Annotated in this window: 22 protein-coding genes; 11 read left to right on the plus strand and 11 right to left on the minus strand. The window is 39.0% G+C overall.

All coding sequences use genetic code 11. The features are described from left to right. Positions 1-45 precede the first annotated feature (45 nt). The gene (locus tag LEP1GSC195_RS11705; protein WP_015681511.1) at positions 46-1,164 is read right to left on the minus strand and encodes an LIC11274 family protein; all 1,119 of its coding nucleotides are present in this window, start codon (positions 1,162-1,164) and stop codon (positions 46-48) included. A 136-nt stretch (positions 1,165-1,300) separates the two neighbouring features. Between LEP1GSC195_RS11705 and LEP1GSC195_RS11710 the strand changes: the two genes are divergently transcribed. The 8 genes from LEP1GSC195_RS11710 to LEP1GSC195_RS11745 all read left to right on the plus strand — a co-directional run bounded on the left by LEP1GSC195_RS11710 (position 1,301) and on the right by LEP1GSC195_RS11745 (position 10,375). Continuing rightward, a complete protein-coding gene (locus LEP1GSC195_RS11710) occupies positions 1,301-2,179 on the plus strand; it encodes a DUF2225 domain-containing protein (protein WP_015682181.1) in 879 nt (292 codons plus the stop codon). Between the two features lie 4 nt (positions 2,180-2,183). After that, on the plus strand, positions 2,184-2,978 hold the full coding sequence (gene truA / locus LEP1GSC195_RS11715; RefSeq protein WP_015680960.1) for a tRNA pseudouridine(38-40) synthase TruA: 795 nt from the start codon (positions 2,184-2,186) through the stop codon (positions 2,976-2,978). Next, positions 2,950-3,588 (plus strand): hypothetical protein, encoded by a 639-nt coding sequence (locus LEP1GSC195_RS11720; RefSeq protein ID WP_015681603.1) that lies wholly within the window; start codon positions 2,950-2,952, stop codon positions 3,586-3,588. Before truA ends, LEP1GSC195_RS11720 begins: the two co-directional genes overlap by 29 nt. Beyond that, positions 3,588-4,895, plus strand: coding sequence for an LIC11270 family surface protein (locus LEP1GSC195_RS11725; protein ID WP_015681713.1), 1,308 nt, complete (start codon positions 3,588-3,590; stop codon positions 4,893-4,895). Before LEP1GSC195_RS11720 ends, LEP1GSC195_RS11725 begins: the two co-directional genes overlap by 1 nt. Before the next feature lie 78 nt (positions 4,896-4,973). Then, positions 4,974-6,824 carry an adenylate/guanylate cyclase domain-containing protein gene (locus tag LEP1GSC195_RS11730; protein WP_040506677.1) on the plus strand — a complete coding sequence of 617 codons (1,851 nt, stop codon included), beginning with the start codon at positions 4,974-4,976 and terminating at the stop codon, positions 6,822-6,824. Next, positions 6,821-8,725: a FecR domain-containing protein gene (locus LEP1GSC195_RS11735; protein WP_015681344.1), complete on the plus strand. Its 1,905-nt coding sequence runs from the start codon at positions 6,821-6,823 to the stop codon at positions 8,723-8,725. Before LEP1GSC195_RS11730 ends, LEP1GSC195_RS11735 begins: the two co-directional genes overlap by 4 nt. Then, positions 8,722-9,726: a hypothetical protein gene (locus LEP1GSC195_RS11740; RefSeq protein ID WP_015681691.1), complete on the plus strand. Its 1,005-nt coding sequence runs from the start codon at positions 8,722-8,724 to the stop codon at positions 9,724-9,726. Before LEP1GSC195_RS11735 ends, LEP1GSC195_RS11740 begins: the two co-directional genes overlap by 4 nt. A 52-nt stretch (positions 9,727-9,778) precedes the next feature. After that, on the plus strand, positions 9,779-10,375 hold the full coding sequence (locus tag LEP1GSC195_RS11745) for a hypothetical protein (RefSeq protein WP_232227775.1): 597 nt from the start codon (positions 9,779-9,781) through the stop codon (positions 10,373-10,375). On the opposite strand, the gene LEP1GSC195_RS11750 is transcribed toward LEP1GSC195_RS11745, so the two are convergent. Genes LEP1GSC195_RS11750 through LEP1GSC195_RS11760 form a run of 3 tightly spaced genes read right to left on the minus strand, consistent with a single transcriptional unit; the run spans position 10,348 to position 13,434 of the window. Continuing rightward, positions 10,348-11,445, minus strand: coding sequence for a DUF1574 domain-containing protein (locus LEP1GSC195_RS11750; protein ID WP_015681960.1), 1,098 nt, complete (start codon positions 11,443-11,445; stop codon positions 10,348-10,350). The two genes, LEP1GSC195_RS11745 and LEP1GSC195_RS11750, sit on opposite strands and share 28 nt — an antisense overlap. A gap of 8 nt (positions 11,446-11,453) precedes the next feature. Continuing rightward, positions 11,454-12,932, minus strand: a complete 1,479-nt coding sequence (locus LEP1GSC195_RS11755; RefSeq protein ID WP_015681086.1) for an MBOAT family O-acyltransferase — start codon at positions 12,930-12,932, stop codon at positions 11,454-11,456. Position 12,933: 1 nt separating this feature from the next. Then, the gene (locus LEP1GSC195_RS11760) at positions 12,934-13,434 is read right to left on the minus strand and encodes an NYN domain-containing protein (RefSeq protein WP_269571340.1); all 501 of its coding nucleotides are present in this window, start codon (positions 13,432-13,434) and stop codon (positions 12,934-12,936) included. 51 nt (positions 13,435-13,485) lie between these two features. Between LEP1GSC195_RS11760 and LEP1GSC195_RS11765 the strand changes: the two genes are divergently transcribed. Continuing rightward, positions 13,486-14,238 carry an SDR family NAD(P)-dependent oxidoreductase gene (locus tag LEP1GSC195_RS11765; protein WP_015682605.1) on the plus strand — a complete coding sequence of 251 codons (753 nt, stop codon included), beginning with the start codon at positions 13,486-13,488 and terminating at the stop codon, positions 14,236-14,238. Position 14,239: 1 nt separating this feature from the next. Continuing rightward, entirely contained in the window at positions 14,240-15,679 is a 1,440-nt protein-coding gene (locus LEP1GSC195_RS11770; RefSeq protein WP_015682079.1) for an FAD-binding oxidoreductase, read from the plus strand. A 95-nt stretch (positions 15,680-15,774) separates the two neighbouring features. Here the strand turns inward: LEP1GSC195_RS11770 and LEP1GSC195_RS11775 are convergent, their stop codons facing one another. The 7 genes from LEP1GSC195_RS11775 to LEP1GSC195_RS11805 form a co-directional block, all read right to left on the minus strand. Continuing rightward, the gene (locus LEP1GSC195_RS11775; RefSeq protein ID WP_015680879.1) at positions 15,775-16,911 is read right to left on the minus strand and encodes an LptF/LptG family permease; all 1,137 of its coding nucleotides are present in this window, start codon (positions 16,909-16,911) and stop codon (positions 15,775-15,777) included. Further along, entirely contained in the window at positions 16,908-18,191 is a 1,284-nt protein-coding gene (locus LEP1GSC195_RS11780) for a PP2C family protein-serine/threonine phosphatase (protein ID WP_015680683.1), read from the minus strand. Before LEP1GSC195_RS11780 ends, LEP1GSC195_RS11775 begins: the two co-directional genes overlap by 4 nt. Further along, on the minus strand, positions 18,188-18,613 hold the full coding sequence (locus LEP1GSC195_RS11785; protein WP_015682502.1) for an acyl-CoA thioesterase: 426 nt from the start codon (positions 18,611-18,613) through the stop codon (positions 18,188-18,190). Before LEP1GSC195_RS11785 ends, LEP1GSC195_RS11780 begins: the two co-directional genes overlap by 4 nt. 6 nt (positions 18,614-18,619) lie before the next feature. Beyond that, entirely contained in the window at positions 18,620-20,734 is a 2,115-nt protein-coding gene (pbpC, locus tag LEP1GSC195_RS11790; protein ID WP_015681744.1) for a penicillin-binding protein 1C, read from the minus strand. Further along, positions 20,712-21,326: an RsmD family RNA methyltransferase gene (locus tag LEP1GSC195_RS11795; RefSeq protein ID WP_015680595.1), complete on the minus strand. Its 615-nt coding sequence runs from the start codon at positions 21,324-21,326 to the stop codon at positions 20,712-20,714. The genes pbpC and LEP1GSC195_RS11795 overlap by 23 nt, the downstream gene beginning before the upstream one ends. Next, entirely contained in the window at positions 21,327-21,629 is a 303-nt protein-coding gene (locus tag LEP1GSC195_RS20020; protein ID WP_232227777.1) for a tetratricopeptide repeat protein, read from the minus strand. It abuts the gene before it with no gap. Positions 21,630-21,855: 226 nt separating this feature from the next. Further along, the gene (locus LEP1GSC195_RS11805) at positions 21,856-22,035 is read right to left on the minus strand and encodes a hypothetical protein (RefSeq protein ID WP_015682203.1); all 180 of its coding nucleotides are present in this window, start codon (positions 22,033-22,035) and stop codon (positions 21,856-21,858) included. Between the two features lie 157 nt (positions 22,036-22,192). Between LEP1GSC195_RS11805 and LEP1GSC195_RS11810 the strand changes: the two genes are divergently transcribed. Then, a complete protein-coding gene (locus tag LEP1GSC195_RS11810) occupies positions 22,193-23,122 on the plus strand; it encodes a hypothetical protein (protein WP_015681354.1) in 930 nt (309 codons plus the stop codon). Positions 23,123-23,137 lie beyond the last annotated feature (15 nt).

Below are 23,137 nucleotides of genomic sequence, written 5' to 3' on the forward strand. Positions count from 1 at the left end.
AAATCTTGGGCTTAAGGCTTTGGAAACAGTGTTAGATAACGTTTCTTATTGTTGCGGAGTAGATGTTGCTCCAGAGGCAGGTTTTGCAGGGACATTCAATGCTTTTTTACGTTCCTGGTCGTATTTCATGAACACCATATTGTTGGAATCCAAATCATACACTCGACCTCTCACGTCAGCATGATCCACGCGGTAGTCTTCGGGAACACGAACATCAAACATAGCTTGTAATCGCTTGTCATACTTGATGTAAGGATTTTTTGTAAAATCATAAGTAACACCATCAACTTTCACAGGTTGGCCTTCCACTGCGACACCATTTTCATCTTTAGATGGTTCTGATTTTGCTTGGGAATTGTTCAGGTAATAGTTGTCATACGGATATTTCAACTTATAGATATTAATCGCATTTGCTTTCGAATCACGACCAAGATTGATGGCACCGAAATACAAATCGATACGATACTTTCTATGAGATGGTTGTAGTTTTTGGTGTTTTTCCAAATTCTTTTCTACTCTCAAAGCAGTTGCCCTTGCTTCTTTAGCAAGACCTAGGTGTTTGTATCCCAACTCCAAGTTTTTCTCAATATCATATTTGTTATAACTATAATGAGCTTCTTTTGGATCGTACATACGGCGTGAATAAGGGGCTTCTCTTGGAATGTCCATTACGTCTTGACGGAAGTAAGAACCCTTTCCGTATTCAATGGAAATATCAAGCAAAGCTTTATCCATAGGATTGTTAGGATTTTTTCTTTCCATTGCCGTTTTCATCATCTCTTCTGCACGTAAGATATAGAGTTGTGAAAGTTCTTCGGTAATCTTTTCGATTCCCAATTGGCATTCGAGAAATCGTTGGTAAGCGGAGGAATAGTTACCTTCGAAGTGGTATTGCAAACCTTCTTGGTATATGCGTTTGGCTTCGTTGTATTTCTTTATACGAAAGCCTTCTTTCCCTTCCGGTGCATTTAATTCAGTAGGTTTTCCTTCCGGATCTTCCCCACGGAAATTTTTTACGATTGGTTCTAACTCACGTAAGTAAGTCAAAAGTTCAATTCGTTTGTGGTATGATTTACTAGAGACCGATTCAGCAAACATAGGTGCCTGCATCACGAGACTCATCATGAGAATAAGAAGGGATTGTTTCATTGCTCTGCCGTTCATTCCGTTTCCGTACTTTCCTTCCTTCGAAGAATCTTACAAGTAATTTCGGGGTGGCCCCTGTGAGTATTATCGGAGATTTCTGATATTGGATTGACAGATTGTATTTTAAAATTGAGCCTTTTCCTAGATTTTTCCTATGTCCCTAGCCGCAGCCCAGTCCAAAAAAGTATCTTTTCGCGCCAAAGAGTCCACAGTCTGCCCAATTTGTGATGAAAATCACCAAAAGGAACAAATGTTCCAAGGGGGTGGTCGACTCATCGCCGGGAAGTTGGCCCAAGATTTACGTCGTTTATACGAAAAAAATAGAAAATTCGGTCGTGTCAGTCCTCTGGATTATGTCATGTCCGTCTGTCCGCGGTGTTTATACTCTTCTTTTCCAAAAGATTGGAGTGCTCTAAACCCAGCCGATAACGAAGCCATCCGTATGGCAACGGATTCTCGCAGAAGTTATATTGAAAAAATTCTAGGTCCCCTCGATTTTACAGGAGACCGTCAAATTGTGTTAGGTGCTGCTTCTTACTTACTCGGGATGGACTGTTACCAACTCCGTGGTGCCAGTGTTGCCCCTACTCCTAAAAAGGCAGTTTGCGCCATTCGCGCTGCATGGTATTTTTCTGATCTACACGAAGAATTTCCGCACATCGGATATGATAAAATTAGAGATTTTCTCTACCAAAAAGCAGCTGTTATCTACGGTTATACGTTAGAGCTCATGCAAAATGGAAACGAACCAGTAGACCAAGCGGCAGGAATGCTCGGGCCCGATACCGATAACAACTGGGGATTTGATGGTGTCATCTATCTCAACGCATATCTTACCAAAAAATTCAAAGACCAAATGGCTCCCAAACCAGAAGATCAAGTTTTGCTTTTATCGCGCGCCAAACGAACGCTAGCAAGACTCTACGGTTCAGGAAAGGCTTCGAAAGGGAAACCAGGACCTATTGTAGAAATGACACGCGAGTTGTATGACGAATACAACGCCATCCTTGAAGCAATGGGAGGCGAGAAGTAAGGGTTTGCCCAACTACGCACTTCTCGTCGAATACGACGGTACTCATTTTTACGGTTGGCAGAAACAAAAAGACATTCCTACGGTCCAGTCCTCCATTGAATCTGCTCTTTCGATTATCTTAAGGAAAAATCCCGCATCACGATTGTCAGTTGCCGGTAGAACAGATACTGGTGTTCATGCTCTGGGTATGGTGTGTAATTTTAAAACAGAATTCCCCATTCCCAACTTCCACAAATTCCTAGTGTCTGTGAATGCCCTCACCAAACGAGGAGTATCCGTAAAAAACATTGTTGAAGTCCCAATAGACTTTCATTCCAGGTTTAGTTGTACGGGCAGAGAATATATTTACAAAATCTATTACAGTAAATATGAAAGTAGCTTTGTCGAAGGCAGAGCCTACTGGGAAAAACACCCTGTGGATTGGGATTTTGTGGAAAACCAACTCACGAACCTTATTGGGGAAAAAGACTTTCGATCCCTAACCAAAGCAAAGTCGATGGCAGGGAAACGTGCGATCCGGAATATCTTTGACATTCGTTTGGAACGATTGACATCAGATTGGGTCCAAGTTCGAATCCGCGCCAATGGATTTATGCACAATATGGTTCGCATTACCGTCGGAACTTTACTAGACATTGGGAAGGGACGTTGGAAATCTAGATCCATCGGCTCCATTTTGGAAGAGAAGAACCGTTCGATTGCAGGGATCACTCTCCCGCCGGATGGACTCTATTTTGTCCGCGCATATTACGAAGATTATCCGGAAATTCATGAATTGTATAAAATCCTTCTTCCTTAGCCTATTCTTCGCACTCACTCTGTTTTCCGGTCTCCTTTCCGCACAAACCTTAGAAGAATACAACAAACGCCGGTATGAAATCGGTGGATGGGTGGGTGCAGCAAACCCCATGCCGGGAACACCTACTGTTCGTGTTTTGGAAACAACCCTTGGGGGAGGATTCTACGCACGAATGCCATGGCCTTGGATTTTCTATACGGAAGTCGGTGGTTCTTATGCGGTATTTTTGTCTAGGTCAGAAAGGGCACTCACTGCTATGCCACTTTATGCGGCTCTCGCTTACAAAATTCCTGTGGAACTTCCCATCCAATTTTTTATCAAAGGTGGTGGCGGATCTGCCTATGTAGTGGCTCGTCCTTCCGATACGGCTCGTTGGAACCCTTCCGCCTTTGCCGGGTTAGAAGCTAGTTTTATTGCTGGTCGTAGAATTCGAATTGGAGTTCGATTGGACTATCATAAGATTTTTGAAACACACATGGATGTTCCCAATCAATATAGATACCCACTTTCCAGTCCTTATGATGATCCCAGGTTACAAAACCCTGCTAATTATACTTTGCAGAACGTAGATTTTTTCTATTTCGGTCTAACAGTAGGAGTTTTGTTTTAATGAATTCAATCTATCTACGTTTTCTGTTTTTATTTATCAATATTCTAGTTCTTATCGATTGTAAAACTAAACTAGATTTAGGCGATGAATCAAATCTTCCGGTTATTTCCACACTCTTTAATAACAGAATGTTATTACTGTTGAAAGGAACGTATGCAACGGATAATCCACTTGATTGGAATGAGCTCAACAATGGAACCGGAGAATTGTATATTGATTCCCAAGGAGAAGGACTTGATCCGACGATGACCTTGGTCAACCAACCCAAAGTAGGAAACCTTCCGATCTTTTTAGATATTGGAGAAGTGCGAATTTCGAGTAAGTATGTAAAAGGATTAAATGACCTCACTCAAATTCGTGATACAGTAGATTCCAATAAATTCTGGGACTACATTGCACCGAACCGACAGGTATTTTGTACGGTCACTTACTCATTTGATAATAACACCTGCACAGAAAGTAATGGAATTATAAAAGCCTCTGATTTTTTTAATGGGGTCGGAGCCCAATTTCCATCCAACGATCCTTCTGCAGAAACAGTAGGTTGGGAATCTTCTTTTTCAGCAGGTAGAGCCTGGTTTGGGCGCGAGTATTACTACGCCGCCATCTACTTTCGCTCTCTTGTGATTGGATACGCTTTGGATGGAGGAGCACCCGTTTCTGGCCGATTTGACAATAGACCCATTATCAATGGACTGAATATTGTGCCACGTAACAACTATGTGGCGGGAACATCAACCTCCGCTAAAAGTACAATTGTTCCCAAAATGTTCCCCGCACTCTACACCCAACTTGCTAGCCAATCGGTTCAATCGGATATGCAGATCCGAGATGGATTTGACCCTTATATCTTGGAAGTGCGAGTTAACCTCAAAGAAAATCTAATGTTACATTCGTATGTTACGAGTCGTGCGACAACTGTAACCTATGTGGGGATCAGCGATATTTTTTATGACCATAAAGGGGAGGGTGACGCTGGCGGCAATTTATTGACAAGAGCTCGGATCATTTACCCTGAAACGGCATCTAGTTTAACCATCTCGGGTGGTGGAAATTCCTTGTTACACTACTATGGAATATTTAGGGAACAAGAATCTGATTTTTTAAACGTTTTGCCTCTTGCGGCAACACCTGCAAAACAGGGGGCAAAAATAAAATACCTAAACCCAGGAACTTATAAGGCTGTTTGTTTGGGAGACCTCGTGAAACGGGACGGATTTCCTGACACTGTAGTACGAGAGACTACATTTAACATCCCGGAATACCCTTTCCGGCAGACGTATAACGTTGATTTGACTTGCCCTTAGTAAAAAATTAGTTTCCCCTTTCAATTTTACTTTTTTTTTAGCACCGTTTTTTGTGAAGTTGGTAAAAGTACCAATGATATGAAAACGATATTGCTAAAACTCCGTACCCTCTTGTCCAAGGATTCCCTCCCTCATGGAGAATTGCAGTTTCCAATTCGATACAAACTCCTTCTCATTACCTCAGTTGTCCTGCTTATTTCCATGTCAGGCATCATCTTTCTTGCTTCTTATTTTTTCAGAAAAGATAGTGAGGTTCGAGTTAAAGAAAATAATATCAAAATTAACGAGATCCTTTCCTTAAAAGTAAAATCGGACTTACATTCGATAAAACAAGATGTCCATATCACGGCATCTGCCATTTTAAGAAACCCCAACTCTGCCAATGCAATCGCCAAAGAGTTGTTTGAAGAAGATCAAAACTTTCTTTTGATTGGAGCTTACGATGTGAGCTTAAATCCAAAATTTGAAACTTTGAATGATGAATTTCTACAAAAATATGATTATCAAAAATCAGAAGTGAAGGAATTACTTCGTAATATCCAACCAAAACTAAAAAAATCCTTTGGTGGTACAACTGTCATTTGGAATGCAAGTCCTCGCTTTCGACATCCAATCCTCTGTCTCAGTTTCCCACTTTCGGAATCTAAAGATACACATACCATTCTTGTAACTTTAGTCAAACTAGATAGTTTGTTAGACGCATTTCAAACATCAGGTCCAGTCGAAACCTTCCTCGTGAGTGAGGATGGAAGTGTATTAGCACATCCAGATGCAAAAGTAGTTTTATCGGGTATCAATCTAAATGATCTTCCTATTGTGGAACGTATGAAAAAATCCACCGTAGACAATGGGCAGTTTCGTTATGAATCTAAAGATGGTGTTTCCTATCTTGGATCTTTCAAAAAACTAGGGCTCGGTGGTGTTGGTGTAATATCACAAGTAAGGGAAGCAAAGATCTTTGAAGAAGTTAATAACATTCAGAAACGAAACGTCTACATATTGATTGTTTCGTTAGCACTTTCTTTTATCGTTGTTTATATTTTTGCAAAATCTCTATCAACACCCATTCTTAAATTAGTCGACGCTTCTGAAGAAATCAGACGTGGGAACTATCATATTGAACTTCACGCTACCACTCATGATGAAATTGGAACTCTTACCAAATCGTTCGTGAGTATGGGACGGGGTTTGGAAGAACGTGAAAAATTAAAAGACTCCTTTGGAAGATTTGTCAACCAAGACATCGCAGAACTTGCAGCCAAAGGGAAACTATCTCTTGGTGGACAAAGAAAGTATTGCACCATCTTTTTCTCAGACATTCGAAGTTTTACAGCAATTTCAGAAAAACTACAACCAGAAGAGGTTGTTGAATTTTTAAACCAATACATGACAGAGATGGTGAAATGTGTCCAAGAAACGGGTGGGACTGTAGATAAGTTTATCGGGGACGCCATTATGGCAACTTGGGGGGCACTCCGTGATTCTAAACACCATGCAAAGTTAACTGTCGAAGCGGCACTTAGGATGCGCGACAAACTCATTGAGTTTAACAAAGGCAGAGGCACTGTTAAAAAACCAATCATTCAAATTGGATGTGGGATTAATACTGGTTATGTCATTGCGGGACAAATCGGAAGTTCCGATAAAATGGAATACACGGTCATTGGCGATTCAGTCAACCTTGCTTCCCGCGTGGAGTCACTGAATAAAGAGACTCACACTGACATACTCATAACAGAAACCACTTACCAAGAAGTCAAATCCGACTACCATGTACTGAGTATGGGAGAAATTGAATTAAAAGGGAAATCCAAAGCTCAAAAAGTCTATGCAGTGCTTGGAAGAAAAACAGATCCAAATTATCCCAAAAACCTAAGCGAACTACAAAAGTTAGTTGGAATCACTGTAGTGAAAAAGGGGAAAAAATGAATTTAGACAAACGCGACCGTCTCGTCTTATTCACCCTCTTAAGCGTAGCAATATTATTCACGATTTTATTTTATTTGGATATCAATCGCAAAATTGGGATTGGAGATCGTGAAGTTGTTGGAACCATCTTTTTTAAAAACAATATTGTTCAAAGAAAATTTGAAGACGAAGTGATTTGGGAAAAACTGGAAAACAACAGTTCTCTCACTAATAAAGATACGATTCGATCGGAAGCATTTTCTGATGCACTCATTCGATTAAAAGACGGAACAGAAATTAACATCGATGAAAATTCAATGTTTAACTTGGATTTGACGGGAGAAGAACCAAACCTTGAATTCACCCAAGGTTCCCTAGAAGTCAAAAAGAACGAATCCCAAAAAAGTCAGTTAAAAATTACAAGTTCTGGAAGCGAAATCAATGTAGATTCTGGAAATGTCAAAATTGAACGTTCCAAAGAAAGAGAACTGAGTCTTTTTGTGGAAAAAGGAAAAACAACTATCAAACAGAAGGACGGAAAGTCCGTGGCTGTCGATGAGGGGAAAAAAGCGGAATTCAAAAAAACAGGAATCGAAATCAAAAAAATTCCCGTTGTTCTCCTAGCGCCTTCTTCTCAAAAATTATTCTATGCAGAGCCGGACGATGTATCAGTCCACTTTCAGTGGAAAGTAGAATCTGGATATGAAGATCCTATTTTAGAAATTTCCAGATCACCTAACTTTCAAATGATATTTATCAATGAAAAAGTTGAGGGAACACAGGCCGACTTCAGATTAAAAGAAGGTACATTCTACTGGAGATTGAAGGTCAAAAATAAAACTGGTAGCGGAAATGAATTCAGCGAGATCAATAAATTTTTTGTATCAAAAATGGAATCCTTTCAGGGAGAATCTCCGGAACAAGGAACAGTGATACCCTTTGTCCAAACATATCCTTTAGTAACTCTCACTTGGACCAAACTATCTACGGCTAACTCATATAAGTTGATTGTATCGAATTCGCCTAAACTAACAAACCCAATTAAACAATTAGAAACTACCGCAAACCAAATTTCCTACGATGATTTTAAAGAAGGTACATATTATTGGAAGGTAATTGGTAAATCTGCCTTTCCGGACACAAAAGATAGAGAAAGCCAAACCCTTTCCTTTACAGTAAAAAAACAGAACAATGTGCCGGCACCGAAATGGTTACGGCCATCACCCAACTCTGAAATTTCAGCAGATGAAATCAAACAAAACCAAGCCATATTAATTTGGGATGGGAATGCAGAATTGAAGTCTTATCAATTGAAAATTTCCAAAGATTCTAAAATGGCAAACATAGTTTTCTCTGAAGAAACAGCCTCTAACTTTCTTGTACCAAATTGGAACCAATTAGGAAAAGGAACTTTCTACGCAAGCATCATTGGTAAATCGAAAGAAGGCAAAGAAACGGAAACGTCCGCTTTACTAAGTTTTGCTGTCGTGGATAAAAAGAAAATTCCAGAACCGGAAGTGGATCCAAACGAAAACAAACCTTCACAAAAATTAGAACCTAAATTGGAAATGATGTCTCCGAATGGAACTGTCGTGCAAATGAAAGGAAAATCCAGTTTAGAATTTCAGTGGAAAGTAACAGGAGTAGCAGGCGAACGATATGATTTAGTTCTGTATCAACATAATGGAGACAAAAAGATTGCCATTTATAAAATTACAACAAAGGATTCCAAACATACTTTAAAAGATTTAAGTATCTTAGATGAGGGTTCGTTTTCATGGGATCTTAGCGTTTATAAAGATTCCAGTTTATTGTTATCTCGAAAGGGAAGTTTCATTCTGGCTTTGGATCAATTTAAGTCGTTAAAACCTTCTGATATAGAGTTTATCTCACCAAAACGGTTGTACAAAGAAAAACGATGAAACTAAATATGAAACGATTCTTATTATTCTTTTGTTTTCTATCCTTTGCAATCGGTGCACAAGACGGGACAAAACTAATCGTCTGGAAACCCATTTCCGGAGCTAGTGGATACCAAATCCAAATCAAAGAAAAAACTGGGAAAGTGGTTATCGATAAAAAAATTGATACCGCTTACCAATCCATTGAGGAACTTCCTTCTGGTGTGTATCTTGTTAGAACTGCACCTCTGAACATATTTAAAAAACCAGCAGTTTGGTCTGCATGGAAAGATGTGGAAGTCATTCTGTCGGAACCACCTAAGGTAGTGTTAGAGGAAGAAAAACCTATCCTCCTTCCCAAATCAGAATCCAAAGTAGAAAAAACAATATCAAATGTTACTATTGAAGGAGAACATTTTTTAGATGCTACCAAAGTGGACCTTACCCGAAAGAATGAGGCGCTCCCAATCCTAAGTAAAGAAGTCAAATCACCAGAACGTATCGATATAAAAGTAGATACAACTGATGCAAAATCAGGAACGTATGATTTGACTGTCACCAATCCTTATCAAAAACCCAAGGTCGTTACAAATTTTGTTCAGGTTGAAGAACCAAAACATGCAGTTGATCCCAACGGATCCCGCAAAGGTAAACTATTGTCGAAACCTTTTCGTGATTACACTTATGAAGAGATGTTGTCATTTTTAGAAACTGATATTGCTGTAAATTGCAGAAACACTAAAGTTCCAGCCTTAACCTTAAGTGAATGTCACAAAACATACGTTATATTGAATTTTTCTAGTGATGATAATCATTCCGTATTCGAATTTTACAAATTAATCAACGAAAATGAATCTGATAGAATGAGTGCCTACCAATACTTTGCAAAAAACTGCTCTCCAAGATTTCGACCTGCGTTTGAACGAATGGAACTACAATGGAAAAATCGGAACAATCTAGACCCGGATGAACGAGAATCTTTGGTCCAAGAATTGGCTAAATTTCGAAATTGTTCTAGGTAAATTCTTTTTCTTTTGCTTGTAAGGAATCCCTTTTTTTAGTCCTATTAGGAGAATGAGATACTCTTTGATTGCATCGGTTGGAATCACATTGGCTTCAATGCAAGCCCTTCATTCCGAACCATCCGTTCTGAGCCAAAATGTGAAAGAAGTCACAACTAGAATCCAGGATTTGGCTCTCTACCCTACTCTTTCCAAAAAAAGACTCTATGGTGCCGTTTCTAAAGGTGGTGCCATTCGATTTGATCTGAAAGCCGGAGAGGCATCCCCTCAGTCCATAGGCATTGGTGTGGCAACTGATGGAAAATTAAAAGAGTGGGTTCTTACTGTATATTCCGGTAATGGACAAAATGAAAACCCAACCATCTTAAGAAAAGAAAAGATCGAAGGGGAAGCTCAGTGGGTCTTCGAATTGTTAGCACCACCAGAAGAAATTACAGTGGAAATTCAAAACGTAAATTCCGAAACTCCAGTCTCAGTAGTGGAAATTGTCCATGGCTATTATTATGGATATTCAGTGGATAAAGAAAATAATACCAAACCCCAACCACAAAGTCCTACAAAACCAAATCCAACAGATCCAGAAAAACTTTCACCCAATGATGTTCAAAATCGCACGGAATTTTACCGAGCACCTTTTACAAAAGACTGAATTAGGTTTTTAAAAATATAATCGGTATACTCATCATAACAAGTTGGTGACATGTGACCTGCATCACTGAAGTTGTTGCAGGTATAATTTGGATCATCGTTCATATTCCAAAAAGGAATTCCATTTTGATTATGATAGGCAACCATCCTCGGAAACCAATCATGATACACCGTATCCACCTTACCTTCTCCCACAGAAACCTTCAAATTACGAATGTGATCCATATAGGGCAATGAGAGTCGAACCCAAATCACTGCGGATGGTACTCCCAACTGTTTTGCAAGTTCCAAAGATTGGTTTGTAAAACTCAAAATGCTTTCTGAAAATTGGAATGGAACCAAATAAGAATGAAAGTCCCCAATCGCAGATTTTTTTAATAATTCAGCCGGGAGTACAGATTGGTGGGTTCCTGGAGTCATGGCTGAACCTTTGCCCCTATTTAAATTTTCCATCAAGCTGTTACGTAACTCACGATAGGGAAACAAAAACGATTCCTTATTTTTGGCCCTTGTGATGATAACCTCTAGCTTAGGACGGTATTGATAAGCACGAAACATTCGTTTTGCGATCAAAGTCGAAATATCATCCGTTGAAAATAGTGAAAAATGTTTTAAAACAAAAGATACATTGAGTCCATTAGTTAGAGTTTCATCCACTTTTAAAGTTGCTGCAGAATTGTACATTTCCACCGAGTGATCAAACAAAAAGAAATCTGGTTTTACATTGTCTTTGTGGAATTGTTCCATCCATTGTAATACATAATCTGGCTTTCCTCCCGGTACGGAGAAATTAAACATCACCCAACCAGGATACTTTCTATGTATGTATTCATTGTCAAACAAGAGAGCACGAGAGTTGCCAAAGCAAACTAATACTTTGTCTCGATCTTTGTTAGACAAATAAACCTTCAGATCTTCATATAACTGGTGTTTTTGGATATAGTTTATATCTGAAAGTGATTTTGAAAAATAAGTATGAACATTTTCGAGAAGCAAAAGTTTGTCCAAACAAAATGCAAGAAAAACAACTAGGAACGGGACTAATAAAAATCGATTACGAATTAAATCCACAATGTCTCCTAAAACTTATAGTAAATAAATTCTCCGCCATCTTGGGAAAGAGTAGCGAGAAGAAATACAGTGATAATCCCAAGCACAGGAACCAACCACAAATCATGTTTACGAACTCGATCCCAAAATTCAGGAACATACTGAATGTGGTGGAAAAAAAGTAAGGCAATAGATGTATAAAAGATTCGTTCTAAGTTTTCAATGTGTTGAAATCGAAAAGAAGACCCAGTTCCAAACAACGATGTGGCAGCGAGTAACCACTCGTTGGAATCGCCGACAAACATTGCTTCCAAACTTTGTGAAAAGTGGGTAAAGATACCATGGAAATGATCCACCATATTTGATGCGTTATTCGAACGAAACATTAAACCAGAAATAGAAAACAAAACAAAAACAATGAGGGCCTTAACAACAATTAAGAATTTGTTTTTTTGCGGTGTTAACTTCCAGCCAAGATTGTCTTCAAAATATCTTTCCCCAGCAAGAATCACTCCCCAATAAAATCCCCAACAAATAAAGGTGTAATCGGCTCCGTGCCAAAATCCCCCGAGTGTCATAATGACGATTAGGTTTAAGTAAGTGCGAAGTTCTCCTTTACGAGAACCACCCAATGGAAAATAAATATAATCTCTAAGCCAAAAAGAAAGTGTGATATGCCAACGTTTCCAAAGTTCTCGCCCAGAGGTTGAGAAAAAGGGAGCCTTAAAGTTTTCAGGTGTTTCAAATCCTAAAAATAAAGCAATGGAACGAGCCATATCAGTAAGTCCAGAAAAGTCACTATAAACTTGAATGGAATAACAAACTCCTGCGATGAATAACGAAAATGAATCATATTCGGCAGGAGAACCAAACACAGGTGAGATGGTGAGAGACATGGGATCTGCCACGAGTACTTTTTTCACAAGTCCAGACATGAGTAAATAAGACGCTCGGTACATCTTTTCTTTGTTTGGAGTGAGTTTGTCTAAGTTTGGAAAAAAGTCAGACATCCTCATGATGGGTCCGGCAATTAACACAGGGAAAAAAGCCACAAACAAAAAGTAATCTTCTACTTTAACAATAGGTTTTGTTGAATCACGATAGGTGTCAACTGCCGCAGCAATCACTTGAAAAGTATAAAAACTGATCGCAAGTGGTAGGGCAATGTGGATGAGATCAGGAACTTGTTTAAAGAACGGATAGTTGGTTAGATCAGCAAGAACCTTACTGAAAAAATAAATATATTTAAAAAATCCTAAATTGATTAGGTTGAGTGCAACTGTAAATCCAACCCAAAACTTTGTAGGACTTAATTTGATTTTGCGATACAAAAGGTAATTGATACTGATTACTACGAAAAAGTGGAAAGTCAGTGCCAAAGAAAAGTAGGCATAAAAACCGATTCCTGCAAGGAGCAGAAAATACTTTCGAACCTCTTTGGGGAGGGCCCAATAAAGCAAATAAACAATGGAAAAGAAGATTAAAAATGGGATTGAGTTGAACAACATATCAAGGAAGGAATTGTCTCTCCCAGTAATCGGTTTCCGAACTTGGTGTCAATCCTTCTTTCAGGTGGTTAAATTCCGTTTCGTCCTCTTCGGTTTCCCGTTTGACCCATTCTGCGTAAAATTCTTCTGAGGTCATTCGTTTGGTCCGAAGCCTACGAGCAAAATTAACAATCTCCTTATCGGATGTGATCACCAAACACTGTGAAGGTACTGGACATAAGTTGAGGTAGCCAATGATGAGTTCATCAGCTTTTTTCTCATGGCTGTAATGGATAGAGAATTCACCCAAATCTTCCGAATAACAATCCGAGGTAAGATCCTTTTTTCCGTCAAAAAATACTAAGATTTTAGAATGTTTATTCTTAGCATAAAATCGTTTGAGGTGAGCTAATAACCCATCCCGGGCATCTTGTAATCGGTATTCCCCCAAACAAAAAGCCAAATCGGGATATTTATACATCAGATTCATCCCATCGATCAGGATTCTCTCAATTACGGGCACAACTCTATTGAAACCACTTGCCAGATCCGATTAAACCAAAAAAACGTAAACATGGGGAAAAAAATAATCATCGTCGGTGCCTCGAGTGGGATCGGAAAAGCCATAGCAGAAGCTGAATTGAACGCGGGGAATTCCGTGGTTCTTTTGGCCAGGAGGGAAAAGTCCCTAGAATCCATTGCCAAAAAAGCCAATTTAGGAAAAGAGAAAAGAGCCTTTCCTTTGGTCTTTGATGTGACAAAGTTTTCCACAGCGGAAAAAACCTTCGGGAAAGCGGTGAGTTTACTTGGCAATGTGGATGAAGTGTATTTTGCATCCGGTGTGATGCCTGAAATCTCTCCTAACGAATACAATACGACCAAAGACTTAGAAATGTTAAATGTTAACCTTTTAGGTGCTGTTGCTTTCTTAAATCCCGTAGCTACTTATTTTGCAAAACAAAAATCTGGTAAAATTATAGGAATCTCTTCGATTGCAGGAGAACGAGGACGCAAAGGAAATCCAGTTTACAATACTTCCAAAGCTGCATTAAACACATACCTTGAAGCTCTTCGCAACCGACTATCAGAATCCAATGTCCAAGTAACAACCATTAAACCTGGATTTGTGATTACGGAAATGACTAAGGGTTTGAAACTTCCGGAAAAAGGATTAATGAAAGCAATCACAGCCGAAGAAGCTGCAGAAAAAATTCGCACCATTGTGGCAAATGGAAAAGACGAAGCATTTGTTCCTGGGATTTGGGCTTTGGTTGGTCTTATCATTCGTAACATTCCCAATTTCATTTTTAAAAAACTGAGTATATAACATGGTCGCAAAAAAAACAAAATCCATTCCTGATGTGAAAGTTCCCAAAAAGGAAAAAGTCGAAGCATGGGGGATGAGTTCCTTTTCTCTTTCCTCTGTATTTCATCCAGAAACAGAAGAAGAAATCAAAGAACTCTTTGTATGGGCAAACCAAACTGGCACCAAAATAGCGTTACGCGGTGGTGGTTGTAGTTATGGAGATGCTTCCACCAATACAGATGGAATTGTTTTGGATCTAACTCGCTTCAACAAGGTTTTAGATTTTAATTTGAAAACCGGTGTGATGACGGTCCAATCCGGAGCCCGCATCAAAGACCTTTGGGAAACAGGAATTGAAAATGGATATTGGCCTCCTGTAGTCTCTGGTACCATGATGCCAACCCTCGGTGGTGCACTTTCTATGAACATTCATGGAAAAAATAACTTCAAGGTAGGAACCATTGGTGAACATATCAAAGAATTTACTTTCCTTACTGCTAAAGGCGATATCTTAGTTTGTTCTCCAAAAAAAAATACAGATCTATTTTATTCTGCGATTTCCGGCTTCGGGATGTTAGGTTGTTTTTTAACAGTACAAATTAAAATGAAACCAATATATGCAGGTAAGATGAAAATTGATCCAGTATATGTTAGAAACTTTGATGAACTTTTTGCCTACTTTGAAGAGCATTATAAATCTTCCGATTATTTAGTGGGTTGGATTGATGCCTTTGCTTCAGGAAAATCAATGGGTAGAGGTCAAATCCACAAGGCCACCAATTTAAAGGAAGGAGAGGATCCTGATTTTCCTGGTAACTGTTTATTAGAAAGACAACACCTTCCCTCTCGCCTATTCTATGTGATTCCTAAAAAATGGATGTGGATACTTATGCGTCCCTTTAGTTTTAATTTAGGAATGCGCCTTATTAATTTAGCGAAGTGTATTGCAAGTATTCTTGTAAACCATAAGGCTTATTACCAAGGTCATGCGGAATATGCTTTTCTTTTGGACTATGTTCCCAATTGGAAGTTTGTTTACAAACCTGGTGGAATGATCCAATACCAAGTTTTTATCCCCAAAGAGAACGCCAAACAAGCATTCCGTGAAATCTTCACCATTTGCCAAGAAAGAGGGATAGTAAACTATCTATCTGTTTTCAAAAAACACAAACCAGACCCATTTCTTTTAACTCACGCAGTGGATGGATTTTCTATGGCAATGGACTTCCCTGTTACCAAAGGGAACAGAGATAAACTCTGGTCTTTATGCCATGAAATGGATGAAATTGTTCTGAAACACAAAGGTAGATTTTATTTTGCTAAGGACTCCACGCTACGCAAACGTGTGATGGAATCTTACTTTCCAAAAGAAAATCTCAAAAGGTTTTATTCTTTGAAGAAAAAGTATGATCCAAAAGGGATTTTGCAAACTGACCTTTACAAACGAGTGTTTTTAACTTAACCGCTAAAATTCTCGCGTGCTCTTAAATACACGCGAGAGACACAGCCCAAGATTGTAATAGATTCAAACGAAAACTGAAATACGGGCGAAAGGAATTAGATATTCATTCGTCTGTACAAATAGTACGCCGCTGTGGTAAAAATTACGGGTGTCATCCACATTCCGATCCAGATGGGTAAGGCACCATTTTCCGCCAACGTTTTAGCAGTCGAATTCAAAATATAATACAATAATACAACAGCAATGGTAAGTCCAAGACTTGCTACACCTGCAGAACGTTTGGTGATCGCACCAGCAAGAGCTCCGAGTGCTACCACAACAAAAGACATGAGTGGCATAGCAAATGCCATGTGTTGTTGGATAATCACATTACGGAAAGGAATTCCTTTTGTGATCCTGGACTGAATTTCATCGGCTAATTCAAAAAAATTCATTTCCTCTGGATTACGAATAGGTTTGGAAAAATAAGCCAAGTCTTCCGGAAAGTCATAGGTTTTTTCAGGATACTTAATCCGAGACACAAGTTCTAGATTTTCATTAAACCTGACTTCTTCCGCATCATACAAAACCCAACTGTGTGGGGAAGGAATGAATTTTGCTTTTTGGGAGGATACAGTGTACGTTGGATGACCATCGGGAGTGATTTCAATATAATTGAATCCGCCTTTTACGGTTTTTTCTTTTTCATCGATCCAGTAGACATAATAGAATCCCTTTTTTCCTTTGATATGCAATTGGTAAACAAAATCAATCAAGCGATTGGAGCCCTTAGCCATTATACTATATTCGATCTGTGCTTGTTTGTTGGCAGGAATCACAACCGTTTGGCCAAAGAGAGTCATAATCAGCCACATAGAGATTCCAAAAAATAAAATTGGAGTAATGATTCGAATGAAGGAAACTCCGGCAACCATCATCGCCACAAGTTCTTTGTTTACACTGAATTGACCGATGACAAAACAAACTGAAAACATAAGAGCCGGCGCCACCACCTGATCCACCATAGATGGTAACGAATACAAAACATGCAAATAAACATGTGTTTGATTTACTTTCGAAGATACTAAATACTTCATCACATCTGTGAATTTATAAATCACAATCATGGATGTAAGCATAATAAGAGTACCAATAAAGGTTTTAAAAAAATCTAAAAATAAATAACGATCTAAAGTACGAAAAGGAATGAACTCTTTTTTGAACCAAAGAAAGGGTGCTAACAACAAATTCATAAAAATTCCAATAACAACATACTCATATCATCGGAAATTCGTTTTGCCGAAAATGACATTGAGTCCTCATATAGAGCATTCAAAAATTCTTCACCTTTTTTGTCAGAATGATTTTTTATCGAAGATAGTAAATGTTCGTCTCCATAAATCTCTCCTGCCGTATCGAAAACTTCCAAAATGCCATCAGAATAGAGTAAAATTCGATCTCCTGAATTGGGTGTGATAGAAAAATCTTTTAGATTAGGTTTTAAGAAGGAAACAATTAGGGTTCCCATCCCTTCCATAAACTTAGGATCGGAATCTTTTTCCATTCGGATGAGGGGTGGGTGACCTGCAATGGAATACTGGATTTCTCTTGTGATTGTATCTACAAACAATACACAAGCACTGATATGGTTATTGGGAACTAATGTTTGTAAATCGGTATGAATAGATTTTAAACAAGCAGAAGGTTCCGTTTGATTTCCGTGAATTTTAAAAGCAAGGACGGCCATAGCAGAAACCATTGCAGATGCAATTCCATGACCTGAGACATCAGCAAAAAAAAGGGCTAACTTTCCATCCTCTCTTTCCAAATAACTGATGGCATCACCCCCCACTTGTCCAAAGGATCGAAAAAAAGAATGGAGTTTCACACCTTTTGTTTTCGGCCACTGGGTGGTTACCAAATTGGACTGGGTTTCATTTGCCAAATCCAATTCGTTTAACATACGATCTTGAAATCCTTTGAGTTGGGATTCTGAAATTCGGAGTTTTTCAACAGAGCTTAGGCGAATATTGAGTGTTAAATACGAAACGAGAGCTGGTGTGATGATAGCAGAAAGATACAATGGCAAATCCACTTGTGGTTCTTTTGTATAAAGACCAATGATAATTCCTGCAGAAGATACAGTTCCCAAATAGGAAACAAGAGATCTTCTATCCACAAAACTAACTCCAATACAAGAGAGTACCAAAATCATTCCCACCAGATAACCAATATAAAGTGAGTTCCAATAGAGAAGAATGAGAGAATGAGCACTCATTGTGTAAAAGAAAAACAACATGATAGATTGGATTTGTTTTCGAACCCAATCAGATACATAAGTAGCAAAGAAAAAACCTAAAGTTATGGAGGCATGTAAAACACGAATCCACTTAGGATCATACAATCTCAACTCATCAATGGGTGCAAAAATTCCAAAACCGATAAAACTAAAAAATACAACGAGGCAGATTCTTGAAATCTTCATTACCTCATCATCTAGTTTAAATCGTTCTTGGAAGGATTGTTTTATCATACCAAATGGTTGGATCCAAATTTAGTTTTAAAATGTTCAGGAAGAGCTGATGGTTTTTGCAATTCAAAATCGAACCAAACAAAAGCGGCGTTTCCAGTCAAAACACATTCCTCGTTTTCATTCCACATAGAACAAATCACAGTAAAGGCCCGTGAGGAAATAGAATCCACTTCTAAGGTGATCTCTAAAGTGGCAGGGAAAACTACTTGTTTACGGTAATCCATATCCAAATGAGTGAGCACGGGGCCTGCTTTAACAGGCTTTAGTGGAGAGTCCCAAAGCGCTTCTTTTGTAAAATAATCAGCCCTGGCAGATTCAAAATATCTGACGTAAGTAACATTGTTTACATGTCCGAAGGCATCCATCTCACCCCAAACAACTTGTTGGGTGAATTTATGTTTGTATTTGATTGGTTTTGACATTTTATGTTACCGAACTTCAAATAAGGAAAGAGACAAAACTTTGCCATCTCTATCCTTTACTTGCAAACGATACTCTCCCTTCTTTGGTTCCCAGAGGTAAGGTCCTCCTGCGGAACCAATCTTTTCATCGTTTAAATAATAAGAATACGAAACCTCGTAGGAACTGAAAGTAAAGAGGATTTTTTGACGGCCCAAAGGAATATCTGGATCCAACGCGAAAATACTTCCATTCACGGGAGTAAGAATTCTCTTTGACTTTGTTTTCTCTACTCCACTGTCCTTAGACAGATTAAACTCTGTGTCTGTAGGGTTTTTAAAATCAGGTTCTTTTAATTTGGAATCTAGCGACTCATGTAAAACATCCATTGCCTCTCGCCAAACAGGAGCAGCACCAGTAATGCCCGAAACATCTAACATAGGAGCGCCAGTAGGATTTCCGACCCAAACACCTACTGTATAAAATTCCGAGTAACCAATACACCAATTGTCTCTCATGTCTTGGCTTGTTCCTGTTTTGACTGATGTATAATACGATGTTGATAAATAATTATCCCATCCAAACCCAAGGGACCGAGCTTCTCGATCAGCAAGAATTTCCGATACCATATAACTTACGGTAGGTGAAAATATCGTTCGAGTTGAGGAACTTTTTTTAGATGGTTGGAAGGTAAATTCAGAATAAACTCCTGCATTGGCAAGAGTGCGGTAAGCGTTGGTAAGTTCCAGTAGAGTCATATCTGCCGTTCCTAATGCCAAGGAGGGACCATAAAACTCTGGATAACGAAGGCCTGTGATTCCCAACCTCTCTAAGATAGATACAAATTCATTGATATCTAAAAAAGACAAAGCACGGATGGCAGGAATATTGAGGGAGGAGGCTAAACTTTGCCTCACTGTTACATTTCCTTTATAGGATTTATCATAGTTTAACGGTCGATAGATGCCTTGGTAAACAGGAATTCCCACAGGAGAATCGGAAAGAATAGAATCGGGAGTGAGTTTATTTTCTTGGAAGTTCTGTGCATATACAAATGGTTTTAGAGTGGATCCGACTTGTCTTTTGCTTCGGATGAGATCTAGTTTCGCAACAGAACTTTCTTCTCCAATATTGGGAACATAAACCAGAACTTGCCCCGTACGGTTGTCGAGAACGATGACGGCCCCATCTTTAACATTTTTATCTGCGAGAGTTTTTACATTTCTCTTTAGGATCTCTTCTACTTTTCTTTGAAAGTTTAAGGATAAGGAAGATGTTATTTTCGAGTTCGAATTTTTATCTTCTTTGGAAAAATCGAAAAGAGCCTTTGCGAATAAAGGGACAAAGGAGGGATACTGTGCGTAGTCCAAGTTACGAAACAAAGATTCTCTTACCAAACGAGAAATGGCTGAACAATCATCTACACCGTCTCTTTCCATTTTCAGTAAACAAACACGTTTCACAACTTTTTCAATGGAACTTTGTGGGGAACGAATGAGAGCAGCGAGCACATAAGTTTCATTAGGTGACAGTGCTTCAGGAGATTTTCGAAACAGTCCCTTACTCGCGGAACTAATTCCTTTCAGTTCCCCTCGAAAGTATATCAAGTTGATATAAGCGGTAAAAATTTCTTCCTTCGTCCAAGTTTCTTCCAAATCCACGGCCCTTTGGATTTGTTTTAGTTTTTGAAATATAGTTTTACGTTTGGATTCTTTCGGTTGTAATTCCGGGTCCAAAAGAGAGGCGAGCTGCATGGTAATGGTAGAACCACCACGTAACGAAGACCCCGTGAGATTTCCCAGGAAGGAGGAAACAAGAGCATTCGAATCCACTCCTCCATGGGAAAAGAATCGTTTGTCTTCTGCATGAACGACTGACTCAACTAAAAATTTGGGGAGTTGGTTATAGTCCGCCCATTCTTCCGATCGATACGTATTCTGGATTCTGTACCTTTGGACAAGTTCACCACTCCGGTCAAACAGTTGTATGTCGGAAGGTTTGTAGCTAGATTTTACTTCTTCATAGGTTGGTAAAGCCCAAAGGGAAGACCCTACGGCAAAGAAATAAATAACAATAGTAGAAATAAAAAAGCGTATGATTCCAAAATCAAAACGGTTTGGTTTACCGAGGAGTGGTCTCGGCATTTTCATAACCCGTTTCGATGATGGAGTGGCTTCCATACTCCCTTACCTTATGAGGAACCGAAGCCCAAATTTTATCAATAGCTTGCCGTTCCGGAATTTGACATAAAATCAAAAATGGCTTTTTAGTAGAGACACAAAAGGTATATAGTTGTTCCAACATCTCTTTCATTCGGGTGGGAGTTTCCGACCAATACGTGTAAGGTGGATCTAAATAAAATATATAAGCCTCTTCCTCACCCAACTCCCACTTTAACGTATGTTTGGTTGCATCTTTCCGAAACAATTGAACATTGGTAAGTCCTCGAAAAAGGGAATGGAGTTGTCTAAACCTAGTTTGGTCTAACTCGTACGTCAAAAGTCTTTTCACAGACAGGCTATAAGCTTCAGCGGAAATCTGCCCACTGCCCGAAAAGTAATCACAAAATAAAACAGAATCAAAACCGAGACCCCAAGAAAGAAGACGAGAGTCCATAAGAGAGAAGATGGCTTTTTTCATAAGGCTATTCGTAAAATTCAAATGCCCCGAAACATCTGGTGGGGAAGGAATTTCTTTTCCTTTCCACTTTCCTTGTGATACACGTAATCCTTTCATTTATTTCCCTGAAGATTTAATCTCTTCCAGTTGAGATAACACGTGTTTGGAGGGAGAGTTGGATTCAATTTCTGAAAAAATTTTCTTTGCTTCCGACTCGTTTTTTAAATCCATCAGCCCAAGCCCATACAATAGAAGTGCATCGTTGTATTTGGGGCTTTGTTTCCCCGACTTTTGAAAGTCTTTTCCCCATTCGATGAGTAAATCGGACTCCCCGAAAACAACGGCTCGTTCCATAAATAGATAAATGGCATTCCAGTAATGAACCGACGATCTAAAGTTAGGTGGCGCTTCCCTGACCACCTTAGTTTTCAGCTGGGACCAATTTTCCTCAGTCGAGACATAGAGGAAAAAAATACGAGGATCTTTTTCTCCGTCGGCTGTGTTCAAGTATTGGAGGGACCCTTTGGATACGGTTGCGTAATTTCCTTTTTTGAATTCTGTATAGAGGGTCGAAAAACCGGAGGCCTCGCCCCAAAGGAGCGATGGTAGAATCAAAAAACCAAAAATATACTGAAAATAAGTCAAATTACAGTTCGGTGATATTCGCAGATCCGCACATAGGGCAGATCAATTCCCAAGAATCGAGGTATTCGTCCTCCCCTTCGGCTTCCCAACGGTGGTCACAATCCTCACAAGCATACGTTACGACGTCTTCGTTGAGGCTATCCGCTTCGAATTCGTCATCTTCTAAAAAGTCATCTTCCATACCCTTCTCACTAAATCACAAAGAAAAAGCCGTGTCAAGTGGGGAGGGCAAAAAAAAATGGGAACCAACGATGGCGATTTACTCCCGGTACGAACCGCACAGAAAGAAGAAATCAAAGACACCGCTAATTTTATTGGTTTTAGCGCTTGGTCTGTCCGTGTTAGGGTTTACCTATAGAAAAGAAATTTATTTTCTTTTTGCAAAAGACCAAAGTGTCAGGGCAGAAAAAACCAAAGAAAAAACAATCGAACTCTGGAAATCAGGTAATCTGAAAGAAAAAGATATAGAAGACTTCCAATCGATTGCGACCACCTATTCTGAAAAAGATCCCACAGATCCAGTTGCTTTTCATTTAATTGCGCGAAGTTTATTTTGGAATTTATATAGAATTGGAATTTATTTTGATCACGATAGTTTGATTTTGCATTTAGGATCAGAATTCCAAGATTTTATTGGTTCTTCAGTTTTGGCAGATTCTACTTTGGATTCTGTTTTTTGGAACGCAAGGACAGCAGAGTCATTCTCCTCGTCTCCCTTTTATGATTGGGAAAACAATAAAGTTTTGTTATTCCTTGGGGAAACACATCGTCACGTCAAAAGACCCCAAGTTCTCATAAACGAATATGGAAATTTGGATCGTTCTAAACTTTCCCCTGAGTTTCAAACGGTTTATATTTGGTTACTCACCTTCAATACTATGTTAGCTGGTGATGCATCAGGACTCGATAAACTCATCACAATTACAAAAGACCCAAGTTACAAAGCTGGAATTCAATTCACACCTAGAGAAGAGAATTTTTTACGAGGCCTCGGAAAGTATTATAAAAAAGATTATGTAGGTGCTTTGTCACTACTCAGGCAAGCAAAGTCAAACAATCCCGATCGAATTACCGAAACTTCTATCATTACGGAAGCCACAATCTTTCACTTACAAAATCTTTCCCAAAAAGGAATTGATCTATTGGAAGAATTTTACCTTTCTTCTGGTAAAAAGAATGCGGAGATTCCTATCCTCATTGCGAAGATGATTGTGGAAAAACCGGGAGCCAAAACCAAACTAGATCTAACACCGGAAAAAAAAGAATGATTGGTTTGTTATCTC

The sequence above is a fragment of the Leptospira wolbachii serovar Codice str. CDC genome (genome assembly GCF_000332515.2).
Lineage (GTDB): Bacteria > Spirochaetota > Leptospiria > Leptospirales > Leptospiraceae > Leptospira_A > Leptospira_A wolbachii.